We start from the raw sequence: 26,137 nt of genomic DNA, 5'->3' as shown, positions 1-26,137 counted from the left end.
GGAGGTCGCAATGTACGGCAATCCGACGTTCGACTGTGGTGGTGCCGCTATCCGCGCGCATTGCCGACAACTGGCCACCGTGGTGAGGATCAGCGGTGAGCTCGACGCGTTCAATGTCGAACGAGCCACCGCCTACACCCAGCGCTTCATCATCGCCGAGAAGCCTTTCGTGCTCGATCTGGGCGATGTCAATTCGTTTGCCCACGATGCGGTTTCGCTGCTGATCACCGTTGACGACGTGTGTGCTGCTGCCGGGGTCCAGTGGTCACTGGTCGCGAGCCGCTCCGTCGAGCAGACTTTGCGCGACGAAGGCATCGAGTTCGACTCGGCCGGTTCGGTTCCCGAGGCACTCAACGACTTCGCCGACGCGATGGTCGCCCGCCGCCAGCTGCTCCCCCTGCTCACCAAGACTGCGTAAGGATCACCGTGTTACTTGATGTTCGTTGGCTCCGGTACCTGCTCCAGCGTCGCCAGCGGTCGCACGCCGGCCGGCTCGCACTCACCGCCGGCTGAACGGTCGGCCCCGACCGACGAGTTGGCCGACGGTCGATGCACACCCTCATTTAGTGTGCAGTTATGGGCACTGATGCCGATCGGGTTGTCGAGGCTGCGCGGCGGGTAGTCGCACAGCACGATCCGAAGACTGTTCCCGTTCAGCAATTCCTCGGTGCGTGCTTCGATGCGGGCCTGTCCTGGGTGCATTTCCCCGAAGGATTCGGCGGTATGGGAGTGTCCCGTGGCTTGCAGGCCGTCGCCGACCGGATTCTGCAGGGAGCCGGCGGGCCGGTGCCGCTCGGACTGAACCCGATGGGCTACGGCATGGCTGCCCCGACGGTGCGTGAGCATGCCCAGACAGACGAGGTGCGTCGGCAGTTGCTGCGGCCGCTGGCCACCACCGAGGACATCTGGTGCCAATTGTTCTCCGAGCCCGGCGCCGGCTCCGACCTTGCCGGACTGGCCACCTCGGCGGTTCTCGACGGTGACGAGTGGATCGTCAACGGGCAGAAGGTGTGGACCAGCCTGGCGCACCGGGCGCGATGGGGATTGCTGCTGGCGCGCACCGACCCCGACGTTCCCAAGCACAAGGGTCTGACCTACTTCGTCATCGACATGCACGGTCAGGGTGTCCAGACCCGGCCGCTGCGACAGTTGACCGGGCATGCAGAGTTCAACGAGGTCTACATGACCGATGCCCGGATTCCCGACGTGTTCCGCCTGGGTGCGGTCGGTGACGGCTGGCGGGTGGCCATGACCACGCTGATGAACGAACGCAGCGCACTGGGCGGCAGCGGCAGCCGGCGAGGCGCGGGCACCATCTCCGACGCGGTGGCGCTGTGGACGTCGCGCCCGGACCTCCACACCCCGGTATTGCGGGACCGGCTGACCTCGCTGTGGCTGCGCTCCGAGGCGCAGCGGTTGACCGCAGAGCGGTCCCGGGCAGCTGCGACGGTCGGCGGACCGGGCCCGGAGGCGTCGATCGGCAAGCTCGTCGGCGCCGAGCTCAACCAGCACATTTACGAGTTCTGCATGGACCTGCTGGGTCCCGAAGGCATCCTCTACGACGGCTACGCCATGCAGGACGGAGATCCCGAGGACTACCGCGGGCCCGTTCAGCAGCGATTCCTGCGCAGCCGCGCCAACACCATCGAAGGTGGAACGTCGGAGGTGATGCGCAACATCCTCGCCGAGCGGGTGCTGGGGTTGCCCGGCGACCTGCGCGCGGATGCGGGCATGGCGTGGAAGGAGATCCCGCGTGGCTGAGGAGCTTGCGGATCAGCCCGAAAGGCCAGCTGAGGAGCTTGCGGATCAGCCCGACAAGGTGGCTGAGGAGCTTGCGGATCAGCCCGACAAGGTGGCTGAGGAGCTTGCGGATCAGCCCGAAAGGCCAGCTGAGGAGCTTGCGGATCGGGAGTTCGTATTCACCGAAGAGCAGCGCGCGCTACGCGCCGCCGTGCGCGCGTTCTGCGCCGAGCACATCGGTGAGAGCGCGGTGCGAGCCGCGATGGAGTCCGACACGGCATTCGACCGCGCGGTGTGGCAGCGGTTGGGCTCCGAGCTCGGCGTGTTGGGGTTGTCGGTGCCCGAGTCAGCCGGTGGCGTGGGCGGGACGCTGGTCGACCAGGCCGTCGCGGTGGAGGAGTTGGGCGCCGCACTGGCGTTCGGACCACTGTTCGGCACGGTTTATCTTGCGATTCCGGCCCTGGTCGCTGCGTCTGCGTCCGGCGGGCTACTCGACAGTCTGGTCGACGGCAGTCGCACCGCCGCGTTCGCGGTCAGCGAGCGCGGCGCCACGTTCGATTCCGCCGCGGTAAGCGTCGACGCGAGTCCGGATGGCTCGTCCTGGGCCGTCACGGGCACCGTCGAGCGCGTCGTGGATGCGGGGGCAGCCGACCTGCTCCTGGTAGCGGCCAACACCGCCGACGGCATCGCACTGTTCGCCGTGGATACCGATCACGCTGATGTGCAACGCATTCCGCTGGGAACACTGGATCTGACCCGGCCCCAGGCCACCGTCACACTCACGGCGGCCCCGGCCGAACTCGTTGCCGGCGCCGAGGAAGCCGAGCGGGTGATCACGCACGCCCTGCAGATCGGCGCGGCACTTCTGGCCGTCGAACAGGTCGGTGCGGCACAGCGCCTGCTCGATTTGAGTGTGGATTACGCGAAGACCCGGCTGCAGTTCGGCCGGCCGATCGGCTCCTTTCAGGCGATCAAGCATCGACTTGCCAACGATCTGGTCGCCGTCGAGCACGCGCGATCGACGGCTTACCACGCCGTATGGGCGCTCGCCGACGCGTCCGACGACCCAGCGCTGACGGTCAGCATCGCGCAGGCGATCTGCTCTTCGGCCTTCGTCCAGGTTGCCGGCGACACCATCCAGATCCACGGTGGCATCGGGTTCACCTGGGAACACCAAGCCCACCTGTATTACAAGCGCGCCTACACCGACGCCGCACTGCTGGGCAGCGCCGAAGAGCACCGCGCGCGAATCGCCGAGTTCGTCCTCGACGCCGCGCCGAGCAAGGACGCACCGCGCGTCGCCACCGGAATGCCGAGATAAGGGGAAGATTGTGGCCCGCTCACGACTGCGCACTGTGCGCTACCTGGTCCTGGCCGCGCTGGCCGCACTGGTCGGCGCGCCGCTGACGGTGTTGTCCGCAACCGCTGCGACGACGACAGTCGCGCAGTGCCCGCCAGGGCAGACCGGCGTGATCTACGGTTGCGCACCGTTCTGTGTGGAGGGCAAGGCGCTCGACACCCAGACCGGCCTGTGTATGCCGCTGCCGCCCCCACCGCCGCGGTACCAGTAAGCATGAAGCGCTCATGACCCCAGCAGGACTCTTACCGAGACGGTGCCGCTTTCGGCACTGGGCGTTTTGACCTGTGGTTAAGTAGCCAGCGACTGGTCCCCCCTCGGTGCGGAAGGGTGTGAATCGCACCAAGTCAGTCGGCATAGTCGTCGGCACACGAGTTCTCACGATGGTGAACGGTGAACCCTTGGTGGGGCGGTGTAGATCCACGGCGATCAGGCCGCGTGATCGTCGGGGGGCGCGGGCCCGCCGGGCTCATCGACCCGACGTGCGGCACCGGTCGGGGCATCGTCAATCAGATCACCGTCACCGGCTTTCGTCGGTTGACCGGTGTCGTTGCCGCCGTGAACTTCTGGTTCATCGGGTGGGCGCAGTAGACGTTCGGGGTGATGGTAATTGTTGATCCGGGCCTGGCCGGTGTCGAGCCCTGGTGGCGGGATCCATTCGACCTCGTGACGCTCGTTCATCCGGGTGACCCAGCCCCCGGCACGGTCGACGCTGCGGTTATCGGGCCCACACGCTAGGCACATCTCGTCGACATTGGTGTTGCCGCCATCCATCCAATCGTTGACGGCGTGGTGGACTTGAGAGCCGTAGGCCCCGACGGTGCAGCCGGGTTTGGTGCAACCGCCATCGCGGGATATCAGCATGATCCGCTGCGCGGGCGAGGCAATACGTTTGGTGCGGAACAGCTCCAGCGCTGACCCGGTGGCCTTGTCGAACACCGCCAGCGCGTGGTGGGCATGGGCGCCCCTGCGCACCACATCAGCGATCGGGATGACGGTGCCCCCGCCGCTGACACCAACACCGGCGCGGGACTCCAGATCTTGCAGGGTGGTGCGGATGATCACCATCACCGGCAGGCCGTTGAGTTGACCGGGTTCCTTAGTCATCAGGGCGATCCGCCCGACCGCGACGATCGCATCATGTTGGCGCTGGGCAAGGCTGCGGTGATCGTTGTCGATCTGCGCTTGTGTGGGGGTGCCCGCGGTGCACGGCTGCGGATCAGCCGGGTTACACATTCCCGGGGCGGCAAAGCGGGCCAACAGCGGTTCCCACACCGCCCGCGCCTCAGGCGTCATGTCGGCAACAAGACGCGTCATGCCGTCTGCGCCCTGTTTTCCCATCGTCAACCCGCGTTTGCGGTCTCGCTCGGCGTCATCGGGTTCAGGGCCGTCCTGATCCAGCAGGAACAACGTCAGATCGGCAGCGTCTTTGAGTTCCTTGGGGCCGTTGCCGACCGCGGTGCGCACGAGGTCGACCTCGAATTGGTCGCGGGTGGTGGCATCGACGAAACCAGGCAGTCTGTTGAGTGCTTTGCGGATCACCTCGACATGCTCAGCGTTGATAAGACCTTGGCGTTGAGCGACGGCGGTGGCATGCAGCGCCGGAGGTAGTTGTGGCCCCGTCAGCGAGTGCCGCGGCGCCAACAAGTCGGCTTCCGTCAGGCGACGGTTCGCCTCTGAGACGGAAATCCGCCAGCGCACCGCCAGGAATTCTTTCCAGTTCTTGGCACCCATCGCTTGCGGGGTCGTCTCGGTCTGCAATTGAGCCAGCAGACGGTGCGATACCGAGGGCAGCTGACACGTGAGGGTTTCCAATTCATCAAGCGCGTTCACCAACTCAGCTCGGTCGAGGAGATTGATATCGCACGCGGCGACCGATTCGAAGGCGGCGCGCAGCGCGGAAACCGCATCCGCCACAGCGTCTTTCACCATTCTTAGAACATACATTCGACCTCTGACAAATCTGCTGCCCGGCCACCGACGAGCACCCCGCCACCCGGTAGCCCGCACTGTCCACCCTCTGAGGGGCGAGCGCGGGGACGCCGAATTCCGATAGTGCGTGCACAACGCCCACGCTCACGACGATTGGGCAGCCCCTTAGACTGCGGTTCGATGACTGAGCGCGCGGTGCACTTCGTCGGCGCCGGTCCCGGTGCCGCGGACCTGCTGACCGTGCGTGCCACGCAGCTGCTCGGCCACGCCGAAGTGGTGCTCTACCCCGGCACGTACCTCGACCCCGACGTGCTGGCGCACTGCTCACCGGCCGCCGAACTCGTCGACACCGCGCCTCTGGACCTGGATCAGATCGTCTCTCGGATCGTCGACGCCCACGGCGCCGGGCGGCGGGTGGTGCGGCTGGTCTCCGGTGATCCGTCGCTGTATTCGGCCGTGTCCGAGCAGACCCGCCGGCTCGACCGGGCCGGGGTGCCCTGGGCGGTGACACCGGGCGTGCCGGCCTACGCCGCGGCCGCAGCTGCAGTGGGCCGGGAGCTGACGGTGCCGCTGGTGACCCAGTCGGTGGTGCTGACCCGCACCCGGCAACGCTCCACCGCGATGCCGGACACGGAGTCGCTGCGCGCATTTGCGGCCACCCGCGCGTCTCTGGTGCTGCACCTGGCCGTGACGCGAATCCGCGAGTTGATGGTCGAACTCGAACCCGAGTACGGGCCGGGCTGTCCGGTGGTCGTGGTCTACCGGGTATCTCAGCCGAATGAGCAGATCCTGCGTGGCACGATCGCCGACATCGCCGACGCGGTCGAATCCGCGGGGTTTCGGCAGGCGGCGGTGATCCTGGTCGGACGGGCGCTGGCGGAGCAGCCCGACCCGCAGTCCGGCGAGAGTCACCTGTACGACCCGGGGCGGGAGCGCCCGAACCGATGACCGACCGGCTTTACGACGTCATCAACCGACGCCGGGACACCCGACGGGAGTTCACCGGCGGCCCGGTGTCCGACGAGGTGCTCGGGCGGGTGCTGCTGGCCGCGCACGCGGCGCCGTCGGTGGGCATGTCGCAGCCGTGGGATTTCGTGCTGGTGCGCTCACCGGAGACTTTGCGCGCGTTCCGCGATCACGTGGCCGCCGAGCGGGAATCGTTCGCCGCCGAGCTGTCCGGCGAGCGCGCGGAGACGTTCGGCCGCATCAAGATCGAGGGCATCTGCGAATCCGGGCTGGGCATCGTGGTCGGTTACGACCCGACCCGTGGCGGTCCGCAGGTCCTGGGCCGGCACGCCATCCCGGACGCGGGTCTGTACTCGGTGGTGTGCGCGATCCAGAACCTGTGGCTGGCGGCGACAGCCGAAGGGCTCGGAGTCGGCTGGGTGTCGTTCTACCGCGAGGATTTCCTCAGCGCGCTGGTCGGCATGCCGTCGCAGGTTCGGCCGGTCGCGTGGCTGTGCGTCGGAGAGGTCGCCGAGCTACCCGACGTACCGGACCTGGAACGGTTCGGTTGGCGCGCCCGCTCGTCGCTGGAATCGGTGCTGCATTCGGAGCGCTACCGGTCCTAGGTTCGTCGAGCGTGCGCTGGGGGCGCAAAGTCTCGAGGAATCCCGCCCTGACCGCACTATCGGCGAGCGACGGACCGCAGACGCGCGACCGCTTCCGTCAGATCCGAAGTACCCGACCCGCGATCACCAGATGCACCTCGTCGCAGACGTCGGCGACCCGCTGATTGACCGTGCCCAGCAGATCGCGGAACAGCACCCCCGAGCGGTGTGACGGCACCACCCCGAGGCCCACCTCGTTGGTGACGACGACGACGTCGTCGAGCGAGGCCAGCGCGTCACACAGCGCCGACACCTGGGCGTCGACGGCGTGCTGGGCGTCGCTCGAACTCACCTCCCACAGCGAGTTGTCGTCGAGCACCGCGGTCAGCCAGCTGCCCAGGCAGTCGATCAACACGGTGCCCTGCGCGCCGCGCAGCGCCACGGCGACATCGGATACCTCGACGGTCTGCCAATGCGCGGGACGGCGGGCCCGATGACGGGCGACGCGGGCATCCCAGTCGGGATCACGACCGTCGGCCGGACGGCCGGGAGCCAGGTAGGTCACCTGATCGTCCCCGCCGACCAGCGTCTCGGCGTGGCGGGACTTACCGGAGCGCACGCCGCCGGTGACCAGGATTCTCACGGTGTCATCGTAGAGAGAGCCCGCACCCAGGCGATCACCTCGCCGACGGTGCGCACGGTGGGCACCGCCGGGTCGCGGTGTGGGCGGCGCACGACGACCACGGGAATGCCCAGTCGCTCAGACGCTTCCATCTTCGGCCAGGTGTGGTCGCCGCCGGAATCTTTGGTGACGAGCACATCGGTGCGATGCTCGGCCATCAGGTCCAGCTCACCGGCCAGCTGGTAAGGACCGCGACTGAGGATCAACCGCCACCCGGCGGGCAACTCGACCTCGGGGGCCTGCACCACGCGCGCCAGCACCGCATGCTCGCCCAGATCGGCTACGAAGCGGGCGATCTCCTGACGCCCGACCGTCAGCAACGGTCGACGTCCCAACCGTGCCGCAGAGGCCGCGGCCTGCTCGTGGGAGTCCACCCAATGCCAGCCATCCCGGCTGCGCTCGGACCAGCCCGGCCGCTCCAGTCGCAGCAGCGGCGTCGTTCCCGCCGCCGCAGCGGCGTGCGCCGAGATGTTGCGGGCGAAGGGGTGGGTGGCGTCGACGACGGCATCGTAGTCGCCCAGCACCGCCCGCAGACCTTCGATCCCGCCGAACCCGCCGACCCGCACCGCCCCGACCGGCAACCGCGGTTCGGCGACCCGGCCGGCCAGCGAACTGGTGACATCGATGCCGTCGGCGATCAGCAACTCGGCCAGTGCGCGCGCCTCCGCAGTGCCGCCCAGTAGCAGGATCCGCATCACGGCGCCCCCGGGGGGAGGAACGTGAAACTCTGCGGCCCAACCGAGTTCGCCAGATCCAGAAGGGCATCGACGTCGAGGTGGGCTTCGACAAGGTCGCCGAGTACATCCAGCCGGGCTTCGCGGGCCGCCGAAAACGACACACCCGACCGGGCCATGCCGAGGGTCTCGGCCAGGAACCGGGCACGCAGGTCGTCACCCTCGAAAGCGCCGTGCCACATCGTTCCGAACACCGACCCCGACCGGACACCGCCGAGGAAGTCCTGCCCGTCTCCGCCGGCGATACGGCCGTGGTGGATCTCGTAACCCGTCGCAGTGATCCCCTCCCAGGCCCCACGCGGCAGTCGAAGAGCCTTCTCCGCAACGAAATTCGTCTCGATGTCCAGCAGCCCGAGTCCCTCGACCTCGGCCGCCTGGCCCTCGATGCCGTGCGGGTCGCGGATCACCCGGCCCAGCATCTGAAAGCCACCGCAGATGCCCAGCACCGGTTTGCCCGCTGCCGCATGGGCCTGCAGTGCCCGGTCCACACCGCGAGAGCGAAGCCAGCCGAGGTCGGCGATGGTCGACCGGGTGCCTGGCAGCACCACGAGATCGGCGTCGGCCAGCGCGCTCGGGTGTGAAGCGAAGACCACATCGAGCCCGGGCTCCAGGCCGAGCGCATCGACGTCGGTGAAGTTGCTGATCCGCGGCAGCCGAACCACCGCGACCCGTCGCGCTCCCGGCCCGGTGGATCGGCGGCCCGCCAATTCCAGGGCATCCTCGGAGTCCAGCCAGATGTCGGGTCGCCACGGCAGAGTTCCGTACACCGTTCGGCCGGTCAGTCGTTCCAGATCCCGCAGCCCCGGCTCGAGCAAGCCCTGGTCGCCGCGGAACTTGTTCACCACGAAGCCCGCGATCAGCGCCTGGTCCTCGGGGCAGAGCAGCGCGACGGTCCCGAAGAAGGCTGCGAAAACACCGCCGCGGTCGATGTCGCCGACCACGACGGTCGGCAACCCGGCGTGCCGAGCCAGTCCGAGATTGACGTAATCACCTGCCCGCAAATTGATCTCGGTGGGGCTGCCGGCACCCTCGGCGACGATCAGATCGTATCGGCCGGCGAGGTCGTCGTAGGCGCCATGTGCTGCGGCGGCCAGCGCACGCCGGCCCTCCAGCCAGTCCGCAGACGCCACATGACCCCACGGCTGTCCCATCAGCACCACGTGGCTGCGGTGGTCGCTGCCCGGTTTGAGCAGCACCGGATTCATCGCGGGCTCCGGTGTCGCGCGCGCGGCCAACGCCTGCACCCATTGCGCCCGTCCGATCTCGACCCCCTGCCCGGAGGGCCCGGCGCACACCATCGAGTTGTTGGACATGTTCTGCGCTTTGTACGGCGCGACCTTGATGCCGCGCCGCGCCAGGGCCCGGCACAAGCCGGTGGTGACGACGCTTTTCCCGGCGTCGCTGGTGGTTCCGGCGATGAGCAGACCCGCCATCAGGGCCGCCTGATCAGGAACAGGTCCATCACCCAGCCGTCTCGGGCTTCGGCCGCGGCGCGGGCTTGCGCGATCTGCGGCAGTACCGACGCCAGCCGTCCGGTCAGCAGCTGTTCACCCGGGGTGCCGAGGTTGGCGCCCCACCAGATCGTCCAGTCCTGCAGGCCGGTGAAGTCCAGCCGGTGCGGCGGCGGGTTGAGCATCACGATGATGTTGTCGAGCCCGGCCGCGACCGCCTCCTGCAGCCGTCGGCCGGTGGTGACGTGCACCGGCCGGCCGACCTCGTGTAACACCATGCGGTGGCGGGCGGCCAGCAGCTGGGGTGCGCTGATCCCGGGCAATACGTCGAAGTCCACCTCGATGCCGAGGTCACGGGCCTTTTCGACGACGCGGATCGTCGAGTCGTACAGCGAAGAATCACCCCACACCAGGAATGCTGCGGTGCCGCCCCGCTGCCGAAGCACCTCGGCGTACCGGGCGGCGCGCGCGTCGTGCCAGTCCGACACGGCCCCGTGGTAACCATCGGTGGTCAGCCCTTCGGACCGATCGCGCGGCGGGTCGGCGACGGTGACGAGCTCGGCGGGCCCGTTCGGACCGGCGTGTCGCTGCAGGATCTCGCGACGCAACTCGAGCAGACGGTCGTCGTCGGATTTCTGCGCAGCCAGCACGTAGTCGACCGAGTGCAGCGCTTGGGCCACTTCGGCGGTGACGTGCTGCGGCCCCATACCGACACCGAGGATTCGCACCCTGACCGACGCACTCATACCGCGATTCTTCCCCGCCGCAGTCAACGACCGCGCCGCAGCCCTGTCGCCGCTGCGGTGACGGCGTCGGTGACCCGGGCAACCGTGGCGCTGTCGAGCTTCCAGCTCTGCCAGTACAACGGCACGTCGAGAAACGCATCGGTGACCGCGACGAAGGTCTCGTCGATCAGTTGTTCGGGGTACATCCCCCAGCCCAGCCCGGCATGGACCGCGGCGCCGAATCCGGCTGCGGTGGGGATGTAGTGCACCGGCCGGCGGATCGCACGGCGGAACACCTTGCGCAACAATTGATCCTGTAGCGCATCGTCGCGATTCCAGGCCAGGGACGGCGCCGTAGACGCGGTCTCGGCGGTGAATCCGTGCCCCAGCCAGCGACCGGCGAAAGCGGCGCTGGCCACCGGACGGTAACGCATCACCCCCAGTCGGCGAGCCCGGCAGCCGGCGACCGCGGTCTGTTCGGTGGTGACCGCGCCCATCACCACACCCTCGCGTAGCAGGCGCGCCGAGTGGTCCTGGTCCTCGATACGCACGTCGAAGAGCACGTCGGGGAGCTTGTCGAAAACACCGGTGAACCAGGTGGACATCGAATCAGCGTTGACGGCCAGGGCGATTCGTGGCCGCTGGGCCGACCCCCCGTGCAACTCGGCCAGCACCTCGCTCTGCAGCAATGCGGTCTGCGCGGCCAGCCTCAGCAGTGGAATACCTGCAGCTGTTGCAACACAGGGCTTTTCACGAAGAACGAGAACCTGACCGACGCGATGTTCGAGTGCCTTGATCCGCTGGCTGACAGCTGACGGGGTGACATGCAGGTGTTCGGCGGCCGCATCGAAGCTGCCGAACTGGACCACCGCAGCCAGGGCAGCCAGCTGGCCGGCGTCGAGGTGGTCGAGCACATCAGCGATTCTAAGGTAGAAGCGAAATCATAAGTGCGACCGATGCGGACGTCGAACAGCGCATCAGCCATCGTGTTACGACGCCCGGCAGATCTGCACCGCTGCAATCAGCCATACTTTGTCACCGGGCTCGTATGATAAAACGACAATTCGCCGCCATTTTACGCTGGATCGTCATACATTTTCGGAATGAGTGTCCGATCTACTTCATGCAGCGTCTTCGACGCCGGTCTTCCCACTCTTGATTACGCGCTGACCGCGACGCCGGCCGAGGTATGGTCCGACCTGCACACCGCACAGCAGCAGGCGCCCGTCGCGATCGGCCCGGCCGGACCGGAGGTGCTGTCCTACGAGATGGCCCGCCTCGTGCTGCGCGACACTCGCTTCGCTCCTCCACCCGGCATCAACCTGAGCATGGTCGGCATCTCCTCCGGGCCGCTGTTCGACAAGGTGATGGCCTCGCTGCTGTGCCTGCACGGCGCCGAGCATCAGCGGTTACGCAAGCTGGTCAGCCGCGCATTCACCCCGCGGGCGACCGCGCGTCTGCACGACACCATCGGCGTCGTGGTCAACGAACTCATCGACGGGGTCCTCGACGCAGGCCGTTGCGACGTGGTGGCCGACATTGCCCGGCCGTATCCGGTGCCGATCATCTGCGCGTTGCTCGGCGCACCGCGTGAGGACTGGCGCCTGTTCTCCGATTGGACCCACGAGGTCTTCCAGGCATTCAGTTTCAGCACCGACATCCTCGACAACGAGCACACCATCATGGCCGCGTGGACCGCGCTGGACGACTACATCGACGACATGGTCGCGCGTCGCCGCCACACCCTGACCGATGACCTGCTCTCCGATCTGATCCGCGCCGAGGACGACGGCGACCGACTGAGTACCTCCGAACTCCAGATGCTGGCTAGCAGCCTGCTGATGGCCGGCACCGACACCACCCGCCATCAGCTTGCCGCCTCGGTGCAGGCACTGTGCGATCGGCCAGAACAGTGGGCGATGCTACGCGACCACCCGGACTTGGCGATGCGCGCCGTCGAAGAAACGATGCGGCACTCTCCGGCGGTATGCGGCACCCCGCGCGTCGCAATCGAGGACGCGGAGATCGACGGATTCATCTTCCCTGCAGGGACATTCATGTTCGTCAACACCTTCGCCGCCAACCGCGACCCTGCGGTCTACTCCGACGCCGAGCAATTGGACCTGCGCCGTGAGGGCGCGCCGGCGATCCTGACGTTCGGCGGTGGCGCCCATTACTGCCTGGGCGCGAACCTGGCTCGTCTGGAATTGGCGGAGGCTCTCCAGATCATCGCCCGGCGGCTACCACAGCCACGCCGGGTGGCAGAGGCGCCGTGGGATCCGATGCTGGGTATGACCGGGCCGACCCGGCTGGACCTGGAGTTCGGTTGTTCTGACCGTGCGTAACCGCGGATGGGCGGGCCGCGGCCCCACCTCCGATCAGGAGGCCATCGACCGGATCCTCGACGCCGCCGAGCAGATCGGGGAGCCGGTGCGCATCGCCGACCTTGCACGCATGCTGGGCGTCACCCGCCAGACTGTTTACCGGCATTTTCCCAATGCCGAGGCGGTTGTGGTCGCCGGCGCGATGCGCGCGGCCGACGGCTTCATCGACCGGCTCGCCGGTCACGTCGGCGGGCTGACCGACCCGGTCGCGGCTCTGGTCGAAAGTGTCTCCTATGCGGTCGAGCAACTTGGCGGCGACACCGCCTTTGGGCGACTGCTCACCAGCAGAGGTGACGACGGTACGGAGGTCACGTCGCTGACGTCGGACACCGCGCTGACGTTCGCCCACTCGATACTGCATCGATTCGACGTCGACTGGCACAGCCACGGATTCGACGACGGGGCCCTCGACGAGCTCGCCGAACTGTGCCTGCGCACGATGCACTCGCTGCTGGTCGACCCCGGCGCGCCGGCCCGCTCAGGTCCGGAGCTACGCCGATTCGTTGCACGCTGGCTCGGACCAGCGGTGTGCTATCCACGCTGGGCTGAGGTCGTTTCGGCGATCGGTACTTCGTAGCCCGGCAGCGGTTCATACACGAAGATGTGTCGACCTCCGAAATCGAAGATGCTGGTCAGCAAGGCTTCGAACCACAGGGGCCAGACCGGGCGTGCCGGATAACCCAGCGGCAGCACCACCGCGGTGGCGTTGCCGGCCGGAGTCTCGATCGTGATCTCCTCGTGCGGATCGCCGTAAGTTCCGTTCACCACTGTCCCGGCAAACAGGTCGTTGATCCATCCTGCGCTGATCATTGCCGCGGCGTAGACGTTTCGCGGCTGACTGAACCCGCCGAACACGTACTGCAAGAGCTGAAGTACCGGGTTACCGCCGGTCATGTAGTCGATGTGCATACCGTCGATGAGGCCGACGCCGTTGAACTCATCCGGCCGGGCCTGCGACAGCTTGTCGGCCATGTCCCCACCACGACTCCAGAAGTAGCGCTGCGAGGAGATCAGATAGATCGGCCGGTGTGCATCGCCGGTCAGCTTGTCCAGGGCCCTGGACAACAGCGGAGAGTCCGCGGGCTCCACCCCGTCGAGCATCACAATTCCGACCAGATCGGCGACGGCACCGTTGTCGACCAGGAAGCCTGCGGTACTGGTGACCAGGGTGCCGCCGGCGGAGTGACCGACCAGCGCGAACGCGGTCGGCAGCACCACGTCATCACCCGCTGCAGCACGGGCGCTGACGGTCAGTGCGTGACGGTCGCCGACGAACAGCTCGGCGATCGCGCGGTGCATGGTCGAGCCGCCCACCCAGACGGCTTCGGGCGCAAAGAAGTTCGACGACAACGACGGCGCCACCACGATGCTGTTGGTCCGCTCCGCGAGCTTGGCAGCGGTGTAGCTGTACATCGGGCCGCTGGCCAGGAACCCGTGCTGCAGGTAGACCAGTCGGGTGGTGTCATTGACGGTTTCGGGGAAGTACCAGTCCGCTTGAACCGTGCGGCCCTTGCCGATCGGCAGAGTCAGCGACGAGGTGCGCACTGTGACCGTGCTGCCCGGTGGCAGCACGGGCGGGCCGTCGACGAGATGGATCAACCCCATGAGGGCGTTGATCACCATCGAACCCACGACATTGAGCAGCGTCGCTGATCGTGGTGGGTCGGCATCGACCTCCCGGTGCGCGACGGCCGGCGCGATGAAATCAACCGCCGCCGGCGCGGTCAGCGCAGATCTCGCTGAGGCGAGTTGTCGTTCCCGGCGCGGTGTGGGCGCCTGCCGATCCGCGACCGGCGCGACCGTGGTGACGACCGCCGCGTCGGCGGGCGCGGCGTCGGCGGGCGCGGCGGGTTCCACCTCGCGCTGTGGGTTGGGCCGCTGGGTGTCGACGTTCACCTCGAGTGACTCCGAGGTCACCGGCCGGTCCCGGGCGGCCCGTTCATCGGCGACGGTGCTGGCCCACTCGGCACGCGTCTCCAGTCGTTCCGTTACCGCGGAACCGCTGTCGTCCTGTGGTTTAGCCTCGTCTGTCGACTCTTCATGCCTCTGCGCGGCACGGGATACGCCGGTAGCACGCTCGGCCACCGCATTGCGGCGTTGCTCGCGCTGCGAGGCACGAGCGTCGCCCCTGGCTGAGGGGCCACTACGATCCGCCGACGCACTCGAACTGCCGCCGGCGTCCGCGGCGGCGACCGGCGCCGACCCGAGCACCAAACCCGACAACGATGCGGCGAGTACGCCCGCCCCGATGAATACCGCCACCCCACGCGCCATGCCCGTCTCCCCGCATCAGGACCAAAATATACGTTTTGACCTATTTGTTTATTTATAGTGGCCGGTGTCGACTCGGCACAAGAGGCACTCGCGAAAGAGGGTTAAGCCGACGTGGCGCGCTGCACGTAGGCCTCGGCGGCACGTGCGATGGAGTGTTCGGTGGGCGCGGGTCGCCAACCCAGCTCGTGGGTCGCTTTGGCATGACTGGCCGGCGAGGTGAACTCCAACAGAAACGCGCTCTGCCGACTCATCGGAATATCTCTGCGCAGAATCGGTCTCGCGATATCGCAGAGGGCTGCCAGTGCACGCACCGCAGCCATCGGGATGCCGATACGGGGCCGACGGGCGCCGACCGCGTCGGCGGCCGTGGTGAGCAGTTCCTGCAGGAGCATGAACCGCTCGGAGATGATGTAGCGCTGTCCGACCCGGCCACGCTCGGCGGCGCGCAGCAACCCGTCCGCGGCATCCTCGATGCCGACGACCTCCGATCCCACCCCGCGGACGTAGAACGGGAGCTTGCCCAACGCTGCCATCTGCACCAACATGCCCTGGCGCGGTTGCCAATCCGGCGGCCCATACGGGTTGGACACATTGCACACCACGACGGGGACGCGGTGGTCGGCGGCATAGGACAGCGCCAACGCCTCGGCGGCGCGACGGGATGCGATGTAACCGCCGGCACGGTCAGCCCAGTTGAATGGGGTGTCCTCATCGACCGTCTCGCCGTGCTCACCCACTGCGATGGTGCCGATGGTGCTCAGAAAGACGAAGCGGCGCAGGTTCGCTTCGGCTGCGGCGTCGAGAACCCTGCCAAGGCCCTCCACATTGGTGGCGAAAAGCGGTGCCGGATCGTGCAATTCGGCGCGGGTGTCGACGATGCAGTAGTAGACGACGTCGCGGTCGGACATCGCCGCCGCCGCCGTCTCGGTGTCCAACGGGTTGCCGTAGCGGCGTTCGACGTCGAGGCCCTCGATACCTTTGGTGGAGCTCGTCTTTCGCAACAACACTCGGACGTCGGCCCCACCGGCGACGAGCTGGCGAGTGACGCACGCACCCACGTTGCCGCTGGCGCCCAGCACCAGTGCGCGTTGCCCTGAGACCGACACCCCGTCACCTTGCGCCATGACGACGCATCGTAACGGAGGCCACTACCGTAACGTCGACGGTCCCTGGTTCTCACCGACCAGCTGGTCGAGTTCGGCCACCGAATCCGATGCGGTGTCGTACACCCGCACGATCGCCCGGTCGCCCGGTTTGAGGAAGGTCGACGCGCCGATGTCGGTGTAGCGGGTGGCGCCGATACCGATGAGCACGGTCCTGGGATGGCCGCTGGCCACCATCAGCGCGCCGACATCCTCCAACGGCGTGTCCGGCGAGCCCTTCTGGTTGGCCAATCGCTCGACGATCCAGTCCAGGAGCACCTCGCCGTAGTACGAGTAGCCGATCAGCGGGCTGTCCACACCGTAAGCGTGCTCTTCCCCGTTGCTACGCAGGTGACATACCAACCGCATCGTCGCGGTCGGCCCGTCAGGGGTCAGGTCGGAGATGTCGAAGAAGTTCGCCGAGACCCCCTTCGACGAGGGACCCCAGTTCTTCTTGTAGCTGATCTTGGGCGCACCGGGGCGCCGGATCGAACAGTCGTTGAAGGCACCCAGCGCGAACGGCTTCAGGGTGACGACCGTGTCGCCGTCCCACACCACCTCACAGGCCAGGCCGACCTCGGGCTCGATCTGCAGGTTCAACGGCCCGGAATCCGCATTGACCGCTGGCAGCACGATCGCATCGTTGGACAGCGGGAACTCGCCGAGGAAGGTGTCCGAGCCGGGCGCATACCACGGGAAAATCCCCTTGGGCGCCTCAGCGTGACTGGTCACGTTGACGAAGTCCGCGGCCTCTCCTGCCTGCTCGAGGTGCCCGGCGAAATTGCCGGCGACCCCGAATCCGAACCAGCCGGTCATCTCGCTCAGCGCGATCTCGATCACGGTGGGTCAGCCTAGCGGCCGGGATGTGGTCAGCTCGCCAGGGTGTGCAGCGGATCGACGCCGTACTGACTGCGGTAGTGCACGCCGAAAGACTCGACGACCCCGAAGCCCCAGCGCGCCGCCACCTCGGCCACCGAGGTCTTCGCCGGGTCGGCGCCCATCAGCTCCCGGTGCGCGTGGTGAAGCCGGACTCGGCGCAGGTAAGCCATCGGAGTGCAGCTCAGATGAGCGGCAAACATGGCAACCACCGCCGATGGCGCCACCCGCACGGCAGTGGCGATGTCGGCAACAGACACGTCGGTGTCGGCGCGATCGTCGACGAAGGCCAGCGCCCGCTCCAGCAGTCTGCGGCTGGTGTCGGCGCTGCTGTGGGCCGTCGCAGCTCTGCTCGCGGAGTTGGGGAAGGCCGCCAGGACAGAACTGGCGACGTAGCGCGTCAGCGGGCCGGTGACCAGCGGTTCTCCCCGGGCGTAGGCGCTGGACCCCACATTCATACGCAGGTGGGACAGGGTGTCGGCCAGATGCCGGTTGGCCTCCGGCGAAACCGGCGACATCGCCAGCAGCGAGAACGCGTCGGGATCAGCACCCCACCCCTGCGGTGCTACCTCGGCGAGCAGCGACCGCGCGATGACCACCACGTCGTAGCGGGCCCGGTCGATGTGTCCGACGATCGGCTGCCCCGCCGCTCCCCCGAAGGCCAGCACCGAGCCGGCACCGTGCAGTTGGAGGTCATGGCCCGGCCCGCTGCCGCCGAGCAGCCCGGACCGCACCCGGCACACCAGCACGCTGTCGGTCGGATCCATGTCGGTGACCAGCCGGTACGTGAATTCGGCATCGTCGATGGTCAACTCTCCGATGCGGCTGCGGAACACCCGGGTGCGCGACGCCGTGCTCCCGGGCACCTCGACCACCCGCATCGCACTGTAGACCGCACTCAAGGCGTGCACGGCTTCCCCGACATCGTCGGCGTCGACGAGCACCGTCTCGGGCACGATTCCTCCCGTGTTGCCGCGGCACGCGACATCAACCACTCTCCAGTGTCAATTATGAACCGCTCGGCGGGTGGCGAAACATCGTCGACTTCCGAGACCAGTGGCGCCGGAACTAGGGTGAGGTGCGCGCCGCTGCGTGCGCACCATCCCGGAAAGGAAGGTCCATGGGCACCTACGCCGTCACCGGCGCAGCATCGGGTATGGGAGCCGCCACGGTGCAACGGTTGCGCGCCGACGGGCACCGCGTGCTCACCGTCGACGTCAAACAGGCGGATGTCATCGCCGACCTGTCCACCCATGACGGACGGCGCGAAGCGTCACTGCGGGTGCTCACCTCAGCACAGGGCCATCTCGACGGCGCGGTGTTGGCGGCGGGGATCGGCCCCACCCGCGGACCCCAGATCGGGCGCATCGCCGAGGTGAACTTTCTGGGGGCCGTCGAGCTGTTGCAACGGTGGCAACCCGCCTTGGCCGCCGGCCATCGCGCCAAAGTGGTGGTGATCTCCAGCAACTCAACCACCACGACCCCGTTGGTACCCGCCCGTGCGGTGCGTGCGCTGCTCGCCGGTGACATCGCGCGTGCCGAACGGACAGTGCGCCGCTACGGTCCGGCCGGGCCGACGATGATGTACGCGGCGTCGAAGATCGCGTTGACCAGGTGGGTGCGCCGGCACGCGGTGCAGGCCGACTGGGCGGGGGCGGGCATCGGACTCAATGCGCTGGCCCCGGGAGCCATCCTGACTCCGCTGTTGGAAGAACAGCTGGCCGACCCGCGGCAGGGCAAGGCGGTGCGCCGGTTTCCGGTCCCGATGGGCGGATTCGGGGATCCCGGTCAGCTCGCCGACTGGGTGTGTTTCATGCTCTCCGAGTCTGCCCACTTCCTCTGCGGCAGCGTGGTGTTCGTCGACGGCGGAACCGATGCGTACTTCCGTACCGACGACTGGCCCAGACCCGTACCGGCGCGGCAGTTGGTGCGTTACCTACGCCGATTTCGCAACTCCTGACGCCGATGGTGAACGGGAACTCGGACGGGGCGCGGTCTGCCGGGCGACCCCGCGATACCACCATCGACGACCGGGTGCTGTCGGTGACCCGAGAACTGCTGCTTGAGGTGGGCTGGGACGACCTGAGCCTGCGACTGGTCGCCACACGAGCCGGTGTCGGACGCGCCAGCCTGGGACGGCGGTGGAAGTCGAAAGCGGAGTTGGTGTTACACGCGATCCTCGGCGAGACCCCGGATCTGGAACCGTTCTCCGGTACCGATCTGCACGGCTGGATCGACTGGGTGGTGCGCGGGAGCCATGAGTTGTTCGACCGCGCCGATGTGCGCGCCGCGATCCCCGGGCTGCTGCTGGCGCTGCGCGAGAATGCCCAGTTGCGCTCGACGTTGTGGACGACGTTCAGTGAACCGGCGGTGGCTCTCTACGCCGACCACGTCCGGGCCCAGACCGATCCGCAACGCCGCCGCGCCGAACTCGACGCGCGCGCCCTGCTGGCGATGGCGGCCGGGGCGGCGCTGTTCACCGCCACCGTGGCCGATGAACCCGAGGCCGAGGCGTTACGGTCGCGGATCGCCCAACTGCTCACCATCGCGGTGGGTTAGCCGGTCGCGAACCGACTCGGCGATGGTCGCACGCGGGTCACGCCAGTTCAGGCTGAGATCTGCGGTGGTGGCGCGGTCGTCGGTCGGTGTGGCCGAGGTGAGCAACCAGGCTGCCTCGTAGCTCAGCCCGTCGGTCAGTGGCAGGAACCGGCCCGCCGCGTCGGCGAAGCGCCCGAACGTGCGCAGCGCACCCGGCGCCACCCGGACCCGCCGCACCCGGCGCCCCAACCCCACCTCAAGTGCGTCGATCATCTCGTCGAAGGTCACCAGATGGCCGCCGCAGACGTAGCGGCGCGGACCGCGGCCGGCCTGCATCAGCCGCACGTGGACGTCGGCGACGTCGCGCACGTCGACCATCTGCATGCCGCCGCGCACCCGCGGTGCCACGCCCGCCCGCAGGATCGGCGCCCAGCCGCGTTCGGTGACCCCGACGTCGGTGTGAAACGGCGATCCGACCACGCTCGAGGGATAGGTGACGACCACCGGGGCTCCGGCCTGCTGCAGTCGACGCGCCACCCGGTCGGCGTAGCCCTTGGTTTTGGCGTACGCGCTGCGGCCGGGCGCGGTCGGGGAATCGGCCGATATCACGCCGTCGGGTGGGGGGAACAGTGCGCTGTAGCTGCTCACCGATACCACCGGATCCAGACCCGCCTCGACCGCGCGGGTGAGGACTGCTTCGCCGGCGTGGGCGTTGATCTCCCACATCAATCTCGCCTGCCGCTCGCTGGTGCCGACGACGCCGGCAGCATGCACCACCGCGTCGACCCCGCGCAGCAGCTCGGTGACGGTGCTGTGGGTCCGGACATCGCCGGTGAGCACGTCGACCGGGCCCAACGCACTCAATTCGGTGACCACGTGGCTGTCTGCCTCGTGTGTCAGCGCCAACAACTTCACCTGATGCCCGGCCTTGAGCAGCGCGCGCACGGTGTGCGCACCCAGATACCCGGTGCCGCCGGTGACCGCGATACGCATGGCTGGCCTCCTTCTCCCCCGCCAGGGCAGATTACGAGGCCATTGGCATCGAAACAAGTTCGGGTGCCTGCGGTGGTTAAGTGGGCCCAATGGACCTCAGCGCGCCGATCGGCCTGGCCGACGACCCCGACGCGCTGTTCTCCTCCTACGCGGAGTGGGCCGCGGCGCAGGGCACCACGCTGTACCCGGCGCAGGAGGAGGCGCTGATCGAACTGCTCAGCGGCGCACACGTGGTGTTGGCAACCCCCACCGGCTCGGGAAAGTCTCTGGTCGCCACCGGTGCGATCTACGCGGCGCTGGCGGCGGGACGGCGCAGCTACTACACCGCGCCGATCAAGGCGTTGGTCAGCGAGAAGTTCTTCGCGCTGTGTGAGGTGTTCGGCGCCGACAACGTCGGGATGCTGACCGGCGATGCCGCGGTCAACGCCGATGCACCCATCATCACCTGCACCGCCGAGGTGCTGGCCAACATCGCACTGCGCGGCGCCGACGACGCCACTGCCGAGGCCACCGTGGTGATGGACGAGTTCCACTTCTACGGTGATCCCGACCGTGGATGGGCCTGGCAGGTGCCGCTGCTCGAACTTCCCGGCGCCCAATTCCTGCTGATGTCAGCCACTCTCGGTGACGTCACCACATTGCGCGCCGACATCACGAGGCGGACCGGCCGACCGACGGCACTGGTGGCCCACGCACAGCGTCCGGTGCCGCTCTACTACTCGTACGCCACCACCCCGATGCACGAGACCATCGGCGAGTTGCTCGACACCGGACGGGCGCCGATCTACGTCGTGCATTTCACCCAGGCGTCAGCCCTGGAGCGCGCGCAGGCACTGATGAGCGTCAACGTCAGCAGCAAGCAGGACAAGATCGCGATCCGCGACGCGATCGGTGACTTCCGGTTCTCCTCAGCGTTCGGTAACACGTTGTCGCGCTTGGTTCGTCACGGCATCGGCGTCCACCATGCCGGCATGCTGCCCAAGTACCGTCGGTTGGTCGAGCAGCTGGCGCAGGCCGGCCTGCTCAAGGTCATCTGCGGAACCGACACGCTGGGCGTCGGGATCAACGTGCCGATCCGCACGGTGGTGTTCTCGGCACTGTCCAAGTACGACGGTGTCCGGATGCGCCTGCTCAACGCGCGGGAGTTCCATCAGATCGCCGGCCGGGCGGGCCGGGCCGGTTTCGACACCGCCGGGACCGTGGTCGTCCAGGCACCCGACCACGAGGTGGAGAATCTCAAACAATTCGCCAAGGTCGCCGATGATCCCAAGAAGCGCCGAAAACTGTTGCGGCGCAAGGTACCCGAAGGGATGGTGCCGTGGGGCGAAGCCACCATGACCAAGCTGGTGGACGCCACCCCCGAGCCGTTGGTCAACCGGATGCGGGTGTCCACGGCGATGATCCTCGACGTGGTCGACCGTTACCGCGCGGGTGATCCATGCATCGCGATGCGCCGACTGCTGACCGACAACCACGAACCCCGCAAGCGTCAGCTGGCCATGATCCGCGAAGCGGTGGGCATCGCCCGCTCGCTCCTGCAAGCCGGGGTGATGGAGCGTGTTGATGGCCCGGACGGCAGGCATTACCGGCTGACGGTGGATCTACCCGCTGATTTCGCGCTTTATCAACCTCTTTCGACCTTCGCGCTGGCGGCGATCGAGTTACTCGATCCGGCCGCGGAGTCCTACGCGCTCGACGTGGTGTCAGTGATCGAGTCGACGCTGGAGGATCCTCGTCAGATCCTGGCCGCACAACTGAAGAAAGCCCGCGGCGAGGCCGTCGCACAGATGAAGGCCGACGGGATCGAGTACGACGAGCGCATCGAGTTGCTCGACGACATTACCTACCCGCAACCGCTGGCGGAGTTGCTCGAGCACGCCTTCGACATATATCGCCGCAGCAACCCCTGGGCGGGTGACACGTCTCCGTCACCGAAGTCTGTGGTGCGGGAAATGTGGGAACGCGCAAGCACTTTCCAGGAGTACGTAAGCCTCTACGGGTTGACACGGTCGGAGGGCGCGGTGCTGCGCTACCTGTCCGACGCCGTCAAGGCGCTGCGGTCCGGCGTTCCAGCGAGCGCACGAACCGAGGAATTGGCCGACATCGTCGAGTGGCTCGGCGAACTGGTGCGTCAGGTGGACTCCAGCCTCCTCGACGAATGGGAAGCACTGACCAGCCCGCAACCGGACGCCGACGGCCGATATACCGAGGTCACCGTCCCGGCTCGGCCTCGTCCACTGACCGGCAACGAGCGGGCTTTCACCGCCATGGTCCGCAACGCGTTGTTCCGGCGAGTCGAGCTTTTCGCCCGCCGACGCTGGATCGAGCTGGGCGAACTCGACGCGGACTCCGGCTGGTCGGCGCAGCGTTGGCAGCAGTTGGGAGAGGCCTATTTCGGCCAGCACGCCGACGTCGGCACCGGGGCCGACGCCCGCGGCCCGGCGATGCTGATCTTCGACCGCGCGCCCGACACCTGGCGGGTGCGCCAGATCCTCGATGATCCCGCGGGCGACCACGACTGGGGCTTCGCCGTCGAGATCGACCTCGCCGCGTCCGACGAGGCCGGCGTCGCCATGGTTCGGTTGGTCGACGCCGGCCGGATGGACTGACTCCGGGCCGCACCGGGTAACCCGTGCTGACACCGGCGAAGGAGCGATGATGAGCGGCAGGAGTCAGGACGAGAACCGGACCGAGGAGCCCGAGGGCGGGCGCCCAGGCCCCGAGGACCACGGCCGTGAGGGTGGCATGGCCACCCGGGAAATCGCTCCCGAGATCACCGAACCCGACAGTTAGCCTTCGCGCCGGTCGGCGTCGGCCCGGTCGGCGTTGGCGTGGATCGCGTCGCGGCAATAGGCCGCCAGGCCTGGCAACCCGAAGGTTTCGTCGTAGGTCGCGATGTAGCGCGGGTCGCTGACGTACATGTCGCCGAGGTTGCGGTGAAAAGCCGGCGGACAGTCGTAGAACCAGCGGTTCACCTGCAGTCGGTGCGCTTCGGCGGCATCCATGGCCGCTTCGGAATCGGGCGGTAGACCCGCGCGGAAGGCGTCGGCCAGCGCCTTCTCGACGGCTTCGCCCTCGGCCTTGATCTGCAACCAGTCCTCTTTGCCGTACGCCTTCGCGCGGCGCTGCGATTCCTTCCACGCGTCGGTGTCGCCCCACCTCTGTTCGGCCTCGGCCTGGTAGTCGTCGAAGCCCGTACCGAAGAGGTCGCGCATGTCGTCGTCGGTCATGGGTGTCTTGGTCATCGCTTTCTCCAATGCCTGATCGATGGCCTCGAGGAGTTCGTTCATCTCGCCGAGTTGGGACATGACGCGTTCGCGCTGACGTCTCAGGTGGCTGACCTCGTTGCCGTCGTCCAGCAGGCTCGCGATCTCGTCAAGCGAAAACCGCAGCCGGCGGTAGACGATGATCTGGGAGAGCCGCGTCAGATCGGCCGTCGTGTAGACGCGGTACCCGGAGGCCGCACGGCGGCTGGGGGTCAGCAACCCGATGTCGTCGTAGTGGTGCAACGTCCTGACCGTGATGGCGAATCGACGCGCGACGTCGCCCACGGTGAGTTCGTCCACCTGAATATCTTGCGTCACACCGATCAGGGTGGCGCCTCACGTGGGGTGAGGGTCAAGCCGGTCTTCAGCGTCGGCGCAGCCAGATGACCAAGGCAACGGCCGCGGCTGCGGCGAGCACCGCACCCACCGGGATCGCGGGCTTGTGCTTGGCGGTCTCGACCGCGTCGTGACTGCGCTGGGCCACCGTCTCTTTGGTGTCGGTGACCTTCTGCTGGGCGCGACCCTTCACGTCGAACTTGTCCGACAGTGCGCTGACCGTGTCGGACAGTTCGTCGCGGGTCTGCTCGATGTCGGACTGCAGCTCGTCGATCCCGGCATCAGGACCGGGTTCGGGCCGCTGGTCAGGTCCGGCCATGACGGGCCTCCTTGATCTCGGTGATGTCGCGCTTGACGCTGTCCACGGTTTCACCGGCCGGTGGCGACACCTTTTCGGCCTGTTTCTTGCTGACCAAAGCCGCGATACCGGCGGCGGCCAACAGCACGGCCGCGACGATCAACGCCGCCGCCCACACCGGCAGCACCAGCGCCAGCGCGGCCACCGCCGCGGCGATCAATGTCGCCAGCCCAAGTACCGCCAGCAATCCGGCCGCGCCGATCAGGCCGGCGCCGGCCCGGGCATGCTTGCCCGACTGGCGCAGTTCTTGCTGGGCCAACCTCATCTCGTCACGAACGAGCCGGGAAGTCTGGGTGGAAAGTTGGGTCATCAACTCCCCGATGCTGGCTTCGCGCTGCTGGTCGGGGACCTGAGTTGCCATCTGATCTGCCATGGTTGCGTCCCTCCTGCTCGGCAGGTCTTCAGTGGACGGGTGCCTGTTCCCCACCGCGGCAAACCGATCCGCTAACCCGTTTGGTGCCAACAGCACCCGGGTACCGACCCTGCAGCGCATCGAAAGGAGCACCGGGGTGAGTGTCGCCGGACGAGCCCGTTCCCTGACCCGAACCGGGCTGAAGGTCCAACGCCGGGTCGCGCTGGCCCAGCTGCTGTTCTGGCCGTCGGTGCTGGTCACCGCTGCAGTGGCCGGTGCAGGCATTGTGCGGGCACGGCGTCGCGCCGCCGCAGAAAGACCGGCCCCCGGCACAGCCGTACCGGTCGACTGAGCCGGCAGCGATGCGCATCGTCGTCACCGGCGCGTCGGGCAATGTCGGCACGGCGCTGCTGCGCCGACTGACCCAGCAGCCGGGAGTCCATCACGTCGCGGGGGTGGTGCGTCGACCGCCGCAACCGGTCGGTGTGTACCAACACGTGCGGTGGCACAGCGTGGATCTCGCCGAGGACCACGCCGGCGCGGCATTGCGGCCGATCTTCGACGGTGCCGACGCCGTCGTGCACCTCGCCTGGGGCTTTCAACCCACCCGCAACACGGCCTACCTGGAACGGGTCGGGGTGGGCGGCACCACGACGGTGCTGGAGGCGGCCCACAGCGCACACGTCGGGCAACTTCTGCACATGTCGTCGGTCGGCACCTACGCGGCTGGTCGCTACGGTCAGCGCGTCGACGAATCGTGGCTCACCTCGGGTATCCCGTCCTCGCCTTACAGCCGCCACAAGTCCGCCGCCGAGGTGTTGCTCGACGAGTACGAGAACACCCAGGACAACGGTGTGCTGATCACCCGAATGCGCCCCGGATTCATCGTCCAGCGCGCTGCGGCCAGTGGATTGATGCGCTACGCCCTTCCGGGCTATGTGCCGATGTTGGCCGTCCCGCTGATGCCTGTGCTGCCGGTGGATCGCGCGCTGTGCATCCCCCTCGTGCACGCCGACGACGTCGCCGCCGCATTCGCCACCGCGATCGAACGCAAAGCGGCCGGGCCGTTCAACCTCGCCGCCGAGCCACCGCTGACCCCCGATGGCATCGCAGAAGCCATGCACGCCAAGCATATTCACGTACCGTCGGGTCTGCTGGGTCGGCTGGCCGACCTGAGCTGGCGGGCTCGGCTACAGCCCGTCGACCGCGGGTGGCTGGACATGGCATTCACCGTGCCGTTGCTCAATTGCGCGCGGGCGCACGCCGAACTCGGGTGGCGACCCCGGTGGTCCTCGGTGGCGGCACTGTCCGATGTGCTGACCGGAGTGGCGGAGCAGGCCCACACCGACAGTCCGCCGCTGCGTCGGCGGTCGCTTCTCGATCACCTGCGACGCGAGATCACCGACGGGCAGTTGACCACACGACGCCTGCCGTGACGCAGGTTTGC

28 protein-coding genes are annotated in these 26,137 nt (G+C 67.7%); 14 read left to right on the top strand and 14 right to left on the bottom strand.

Features of this window, described 5'->3' with window-relative positions:
* Positions 1-10 precede the first annotated feature (10 nt).
* The 4 genes from KXD98_RS01470 to KXD98_RS01455 all read left to right on the top strand — a co-directional run bounded on the left by KXD98_RS01470 (position 11) and on the right by KXD98_RS01455 (position 3,311).
* Positions 11-418 carry an STAS domain-containing protein gene (locus KXD98_RS01470; RefSeq protein WP_260765483.1) on the top strand — a complete coding sequence of 136 codons (408 nt, stop codon included), beginning with the start codon at positions 11-13 and terminating at the stop codon, positions 416-418.
* A 158-nt stretch (positions 419-576) separates the two neighbouring features.
* Positions 577-1,761, top strand: coding sequence for an acyl-CoA dehydrogenase family protein (locus KXD98_RS01465; RefSeq protein WP_260761539.1), 1,185 nt, complete (start codon positions 577-579; stop codon positions 1,759-1,761).
* A gap of 91 nt (positions 1,762-1,852) precedes the next feature.
* Complete coding sequence (locus tag KXD98_RS01460; RefSeq protein ID WP_260765482.1) at positions 1,853-3,061, top strand: acyl-CoA dehydrogenase family protein; 1,209 nt, start codon at positions 1,853-1,855, stop codon at positions 3,059-3,061.
* A 10-nt stretch (positions 3,062-3,071) separates the two neighbouring features.
* Entirely contained in the window at positions 3,072-3,311 is a 240-nt protein-coding gene (locus KXD98_RS01455; RefSeq protein WP_260761538.1) for a hypothetical protein, read from the top strand.
* Positions 3,312-3,526: 215 nt separating this feature from the next.
* On the opposite strand, the gene KXD98_RS01450 is transcribed toward KXD98_RS01455, so the two are convergent.
* The gene (locus KXD98_RS01450; protein ID WP_260765481.1) at positions 3,527-5,044 is read right to left on the bottom strand and encodes an HNH endonuclease signature motif containing protein; all 1,518 of its coding nucleotides are present in this window, start codon (positions 5,042-5,044) and stop codon (positions 3,527-3,529) included.
* A gap of 165 nt (positions 5,045-5,209) precedes the next feature.
* Here KXD98_RS01450 and cobM point away from each other — a divergent pair, with 165 nt between their 5' ends.
* Together cobM and bluB are read left to right on the top strand one after the other, a co-directional pair.
* Positions 5,210-5,977: a precorrin-4 C(11)-methyltransferase gene (cobM, locus tag KXD98_RS01445; protein WP_260761537.1), complete on the top strand. Its 768-nt coding sequence runs from the start codon at positions 5,210-5,212 to the stop codon at positions 5,975-5,977.
* Positions 5,974-6,600, top strand: a complete 627-nt coding sequence (gene bluB, locus KXD98_RS01440) for a 5,6-dimethylbenzimidazole synthase (protein ID WP_260761536.1) — start codon at positions 5,974-5,976, stop codon at positions 6,598-6,600. Before cobM ends, bluB begins: the two co-directional genes overlap by 4 nt.
* A 97-nt stretch (positions 6,601-6,697) precedes the next feature.
* Here the strand turns inward: bluB and KXD98_RS01435 are convergent, their stop codons facing one another.
* Genes KXD98_RS01435 through KXD98_RS01415 form a run of 5 tightly spaced genes read right to left on the bottom strand, consistent with a single transcriptional unit; the run spans position 6,698 to position 11,085 of the window.
* Complete coding sequence (locus KXD98_RS01435; RefSeq protein ID WP_260761535.1) at positions 6,698-7,222, bottom strand: bifunctional adenosylcobinamide kinase/adenosylcobinamide-phosphate guanylyltransferase; 525 nt, start codon at positions 7,220-7,222, stop codon at positions 6,698-6,700.
* A complete protein-coding gene (locus KXD98_RS01430; RefSeq protein ID WP_260761534.1) occupies positions 7,219-7,956 on the bottom strand; it encodes a cobalt-precorrin-6A reductase in 738 nt (245 codons plus the stop codon). The genes KXD98_RS01435 and KXD98_RS01430 overlap by 4 nt, the downstream gene beginning before the upstream one ends.
* Positions 7,956-9,428, bottom strand: coding sequence for a cobyric acid synthase (locus KXD98_RS01425; protein WP_260761533.1), 1,473 nt, complete (start codon positions 9,426-9,428; stop codon positions 7,956-7,958). Before KXD98_RS01425 ends, KXD98_RS01430 begins: the two co-directional genes overlap by 1 nt.
* The gene (cobF, locus tag KXD98_RS01420; RefSeq protein ID WP_260761532.1) at positions 9,428-10,192 is read right to left on the bottom strand and encodes a precorrin-6A synthase (deacetylating); all 765 of its coding nucleotides are present in this window, start codon (positions 10,190-10,192) and stop codon (positions 9,428-9,430) included. The genes KXD98_RS01425 and cobF overlap by 1 nt, the downstream gene beginning before the upstream one ends.
* A 23-nt stretch (positions 10,193-10,215) precedes the next feature.
* Positions 10,216-11,085 (bottom strand): LysR family transcriptional regulator ArgP, encoded by an 870-nt coding sequence (locus tag KXD98_RS01415; RefSeq protein WP_260761531.1) that lies wholly within the window; start codon positions 11,083-11,085, stop codon positions 10,216-10,218.
* Positions 11,086-11,274: 189 nt separating this feature from the next.
* Between KXD98_RS01415 and KXD98_RS01410 the strand changes: the two genes are divergently transcribed.
* Both KXD98_RS01410 and KXD98_RS01405 read left to right on the top strand, forming a co-directional pair.
* Positions 11,275-12,516, top strand: coding sequence for a cytochrome P450 (locus KXD98_RS01410; protein WP_260761530.1), 1,242 nt, complete (start codon positions 11,275-11,277; stop codon positions 12,514-12,516).
* Positions 12,509-13,132 carry a TetR/AcrR family transcriptional regulator gene (locus KXD98_RS01405; protein WP_260761529.1) on the top strand — a complete coding sequence of 208 codons (624 nt, stop codon included), beginning with the start codon at positions 12,509-12,511 and terminating at the stop codon, positions 13,130-13,132. The genes KXD98_RS01410 and KXD98_RS01405 overlap by 8 nt, the downstream gene beginning before the upstream one ends.
* Here the strand turns inward: KXD98_RS01405 and KXD98_RS01400 are convergent.
* From KXD98_RS01400 to KXD98_RS01385, 4 genes are all read right to left on the bottom strand, one after another.
* Positions 13,087-14,829, bottom strand: a complete 1,743-nt coding sequence (locus KXD98_RS01400; RefSeq protein ID WP_260761528.1) for an alpha/beta hydrolase — start codon at positions 14,827-14,829, stop codon at positions 13,087-13,089. The two genes, KXD98_RS01405 and KXD98_RS01400, sit on opposite strands and share 46 nt — an antisense overlap.
* Before the next feature lie 101 nt (positions 14,830-14,930).
* Complete coding sequence (locus KXD98_RS01395; RefSeq protein ID WP_260761527.1) at positions 14,931-15,953, bottom strand: NAD-dependent epimerase/dehydratase family protein; 1,023 nt, start codon at positions 15,951-15,953, stop codon at positions 14,931-14,933.
* Positions 15,954-15,977: 24 nt separating this feature from the next.
* Entirely contained in the window at positions 15,978-16,811 is an 834-nt protein-coding gene (locus KXD98_RS01390; protein WP_260761526.1) for a DUF5718 family protein, read from the bottom strand.
* 29 nt (positions 16,812-16,840) lie between these two features.
* On the bottom strand, positions 16,841-17,803 hold the full coding sequence (locus KXD98_RS01385) for a helix-turn-helix transcriptional regulator (RefSeq protein WP_260761525.1): 963 nt from the start codon (positions 17,801-17,803) through the stop codon (positions 16,841-16,843).
* A 164-nt stretch (positions 17,804-17,967) separates the two neighbouring features.
* Here KXD98_RS01385 and KXD98_RS01380 point away from each other — a divergent pair, with 164 nt between their 5' ends.
* Both KXD98_RS01380 and KXD98_RS01375 read left to right on the top strand, forming a co-directional pair.
* Entirely contained in the window at positions 17,968-18,807 is an 840-nt protein-coding gene (locus KXD98_RS01380) for an SDR family oxidoreductase (protein ID WP_260761524.1), read from the top strand.
* 5 nt (positions 18,808-18,812) lie between these two features.
* Positions 18,813-19,406: a TetR/AcrR family transcriptional regulator gene (locus tag KXD98_RS01375; RefSeq protein WP_260761523.1), complete on the top strand. Its 594-nt coding sequence runs from the start codon at positions 18,813-18,815 to the stop codon at positions 19,404-19,406.
* On the opposite strand, the gene KXD98_RS01370 is transcribed toward KXD98_RS01375, so the two are convergent.
* Positions 19,362-20,378: an SDR family NAD(P)-dependent oxidoreductase gene (locus tag KXD98_RS01370; protein ID WP_260761522.1), complete on the bottom strand. Its 1,017-nt coding sequence runs from the start codon at positions 20,376-20,378 to the stop codon at positions 19,362-19,364. The genes KXD98_RS01375 and KXD98_RS01370 overlap by 45 nt on opposite strands.
* A gap of 89 nt (positions 20,379-20,467) precedes the next feature.
* Here KXD98_RS01370 and KXD98_RS01365 point away from each other — a divergent pair, with 89 nt between their 5' ends.
* Positions 20,468-22,987 (top strand): RNA helicase, encoded by a 2,520-nt coding sequence (locus KXD98_RS01365; protein ID WP_260761521.1) that lies wholly within the window; start codon positions 20,468-20,470, stop codon positions 22,985-22,987.
* A 49-nt stretch (positions 22,988-23,036) separates the two neighbouring features.
* Positions 23,037-23,171: a hypothetical protein gene (locus KXD98_RS01360; RefSeq protein ID WP_260761520.1), complete on the top strand. Its 135-nt coding sequence runs from the start codon at positions 23,037-23,039 to the stop codon at positions 23,169-23,171.
* On the opposite strand, the gene KXD98_RS01355 is transcribed toward KXD98_RS01360, so the two are convergent.
* The 3 genes from KXD98_RS01355 to KXD98_RS01345 form a co-directional block, all read right to left on the bottom strand.
* A complete protein-coding gene (locus KXD98_RS01355; protein ID WP_260765480.1) occupies positions 23,168-23,944 on the bottom strand; it encodes a MerR family transcriptional regulator in 777 nt (258 codons plus the stop codon). The two genes, KXD98_RS01360 and KXD98_RS01355, sit on opposite strands and share 4 nt — an antisense overlap.
* A 64-nt stretch (positions 23,945-24,008) precedes the next feature.
* Positions 24,009-24,299: a DUF3618 domain-containing protein gene (locus KXD98_RS01350; protein WP_260761519.1), complete on the bottom strand. Its 291-nt coding sequence runs from the start codon at positions 24,297-24,299 to the stop codon at positions 24,009-24,011.
* On the bottom strand, positions 24,286-24,711 hold the full coding sequence (locus tag KXD98_RS01345) for a phage holin family protein (protein ID WP_260761518.1): 426 nt from the start codon (positions 24,709-24,711) through the stop codon (positions 24,286-24,288). Before KXD98_RS01345 ends, KXD98_RS01350 begins: the two co-directional genes overlap by 14 nt.
* 136 nt (positions 24,712-24,847) lie before the next feature.
* On the opposite strand from KXD98_RS01345, the gene KXD98_RS01340 reads away from it, so the two are divergent.
* Both KXD98_RS01340 and KXD98_RS01335 read left to right on the top strand, forming a co-directional pair.
* Positions 24,848-25,042, top strand: coding sequence for a hypothetical protein (locus KXD98_RS01340; RefSeq protein WP_260761517.1), 195 nt, complete (start codon positions 24,848-24,850; stop codon positions 25,040-25,042).
* Positions 25,043-25,052: 10 nt separating this feature from the next.
* Positions 25,053-26,126, top strand: coding sequence for an NAD-dependent epimerase/dehydratase family protein (locus KXD98_RS01335; RefSeq protein ID WP_260761516.1), 1,074 nt, complete (start codon positions 25,053-25,055; stop codon positions 26,124-26,126).
* The last annotated feature ends 11 nt before the right edge of the window (positions 26,127-26,137 follow it).

Source organism: Mycobacterium sp. SMC-4 (assembly GCF_025263265.1).
Classification (GTDB): domain Bacteria; phylum Actinomycetota; class Actinomycetes; order Mycobacteriales; family Mycobacteriaceae; genus Mycobacterium.
The sequence above is the reverse complement of the archived record's forward strand: the minus strand, read 5'-3'. Positions and strand labels throughout refer to the sequence as shown.

Coding starts and splice junctions, on each gene's coding strand:
- cobM (WP_260761537.1), top strand. CDS start 5,210: ATGACTGAGCGCGCGGTGCACTTCGTCGGCGCCGGTCCCGGTGCCGCG.
- KXD98_RS01335 (WP_260761516.1), top strand. CDS start 25,053: ATGCGCATCGTCGTCACCGGCGCGTCGGGCAATGTCGGCACGGCGCTG.
- KXD98_RS01380 (WP_260761524.1), top strand. CDS start 17,968: ATGGGCACCTACGCCGTCACCGGCGCAGCATCGGGTATGGGAGCCGCC.
- KXD98_RS01365 (WP_260761521.1), top strand. CDS start 20,468: ATGGACCTCAGCGCGCCGATCGGCCTGGCCGACGACCCCGACGCGCTG.
- KXD98_RS01395 (WP_260761527.1), bottom strand. CDS start 15,953: ATGGCGCAAGGTGACGGGGTGTCGGTCTCAGGGCAACGCGCACTGGTG.
- KXD98_RS01425 (WP_260761533.1), bottom strand. CDS start 9,428: ATGGCGGGTCTGCTCATCGCCGGAACCACCAGCGACGCCGGGAAAAGC.
- KXD98_RS01410 (WP_260761530.1), top strand. CDS start 11,275: ATGAGTGTCCGATCTACTTCATGCAGCGTCTTCGACGCCGGTCTTCCC.
- bluB (WP_260761536.1), top strand. CDS start 5,974: ATGACCGACCGGCTTTACGACGTCATCAACCGACGCCGGGACACCCGA.
- KXD98_RS01350 (WP_260761519.1), bottom strand. CDS start 24,299: ATGGCCGGACCTGACCAGCGGCCCGAACCCGGTCCTGATGCCGGGATC.
- KXD98_RS01470 (WP_260765483.1), top strand. CDS start 11: ATGTACGGCAATCCGACGTTCGACTGTGGTGGTGCCGCTATCCGCGCG.
- cobF (WP_260761532.1), bottom strand. CDS start 10,192: ATGAGTGCGTCGGTCAGGGTGCGAATCCTCGGTGTCGGTATGGGGCCG.
- KXD98_RS01450 (WP_260765481.1), bottom strand. CDS start 5,044: ATGTATGTTCTAAGAATGGTGAAAGACGCTGTGGCGGATGCGGTTTCC.
- KXD98_RS01370 (WP_260761522.1), bottom strand. CDS start 20,378: ATGCGTATCGCGGTCACCGGCGGCACCGGGTATCTGGGTGCGCACACC.
- KXD98_RS01345 (WP_260761518.1), bottom strand. CDS start 24,711: ATGGCAGATCAGATGGCAACTCAGGTCCCCGACCAGCAGCGCGAAGCC.
- KXD98_RS01465 (WP_260761539.1), top strand. CDS start 577: ATGGGCACTGATGCCGATCGGGTTGTCGAGGCTGCGCGGCGGGTAGTC.
- KXD98_RS01375 (WP_260761523.1), top strand. CDS start 18,813: ATGGTGAACGGGAACTCGGACGGGGCGCGGTCTGCCGGGCGACCCCGC.
- KXD98_RS01360 (WP_260761520.1), top strand. CDS start 23,037: ATGAGCGGCAGGAGTCAGGACGAGAACCGGACCGAGGAGCCCGAGGGC.
- KXD98_RS01400 (WP_260761528.1), bottom strand. CDS start 14,829: ATGGCGCGTGGGGTGGCGGTATTCATCGGGGCGGGCGTACTCGCCGCA.
- KXD98_RS01430 (WP_260761534.1), bottom strand. CDS start 7,956: ATGCGGATCCTGCTACTGGGCGGCACTGCGGAGGCGCGCGCACTGGCC.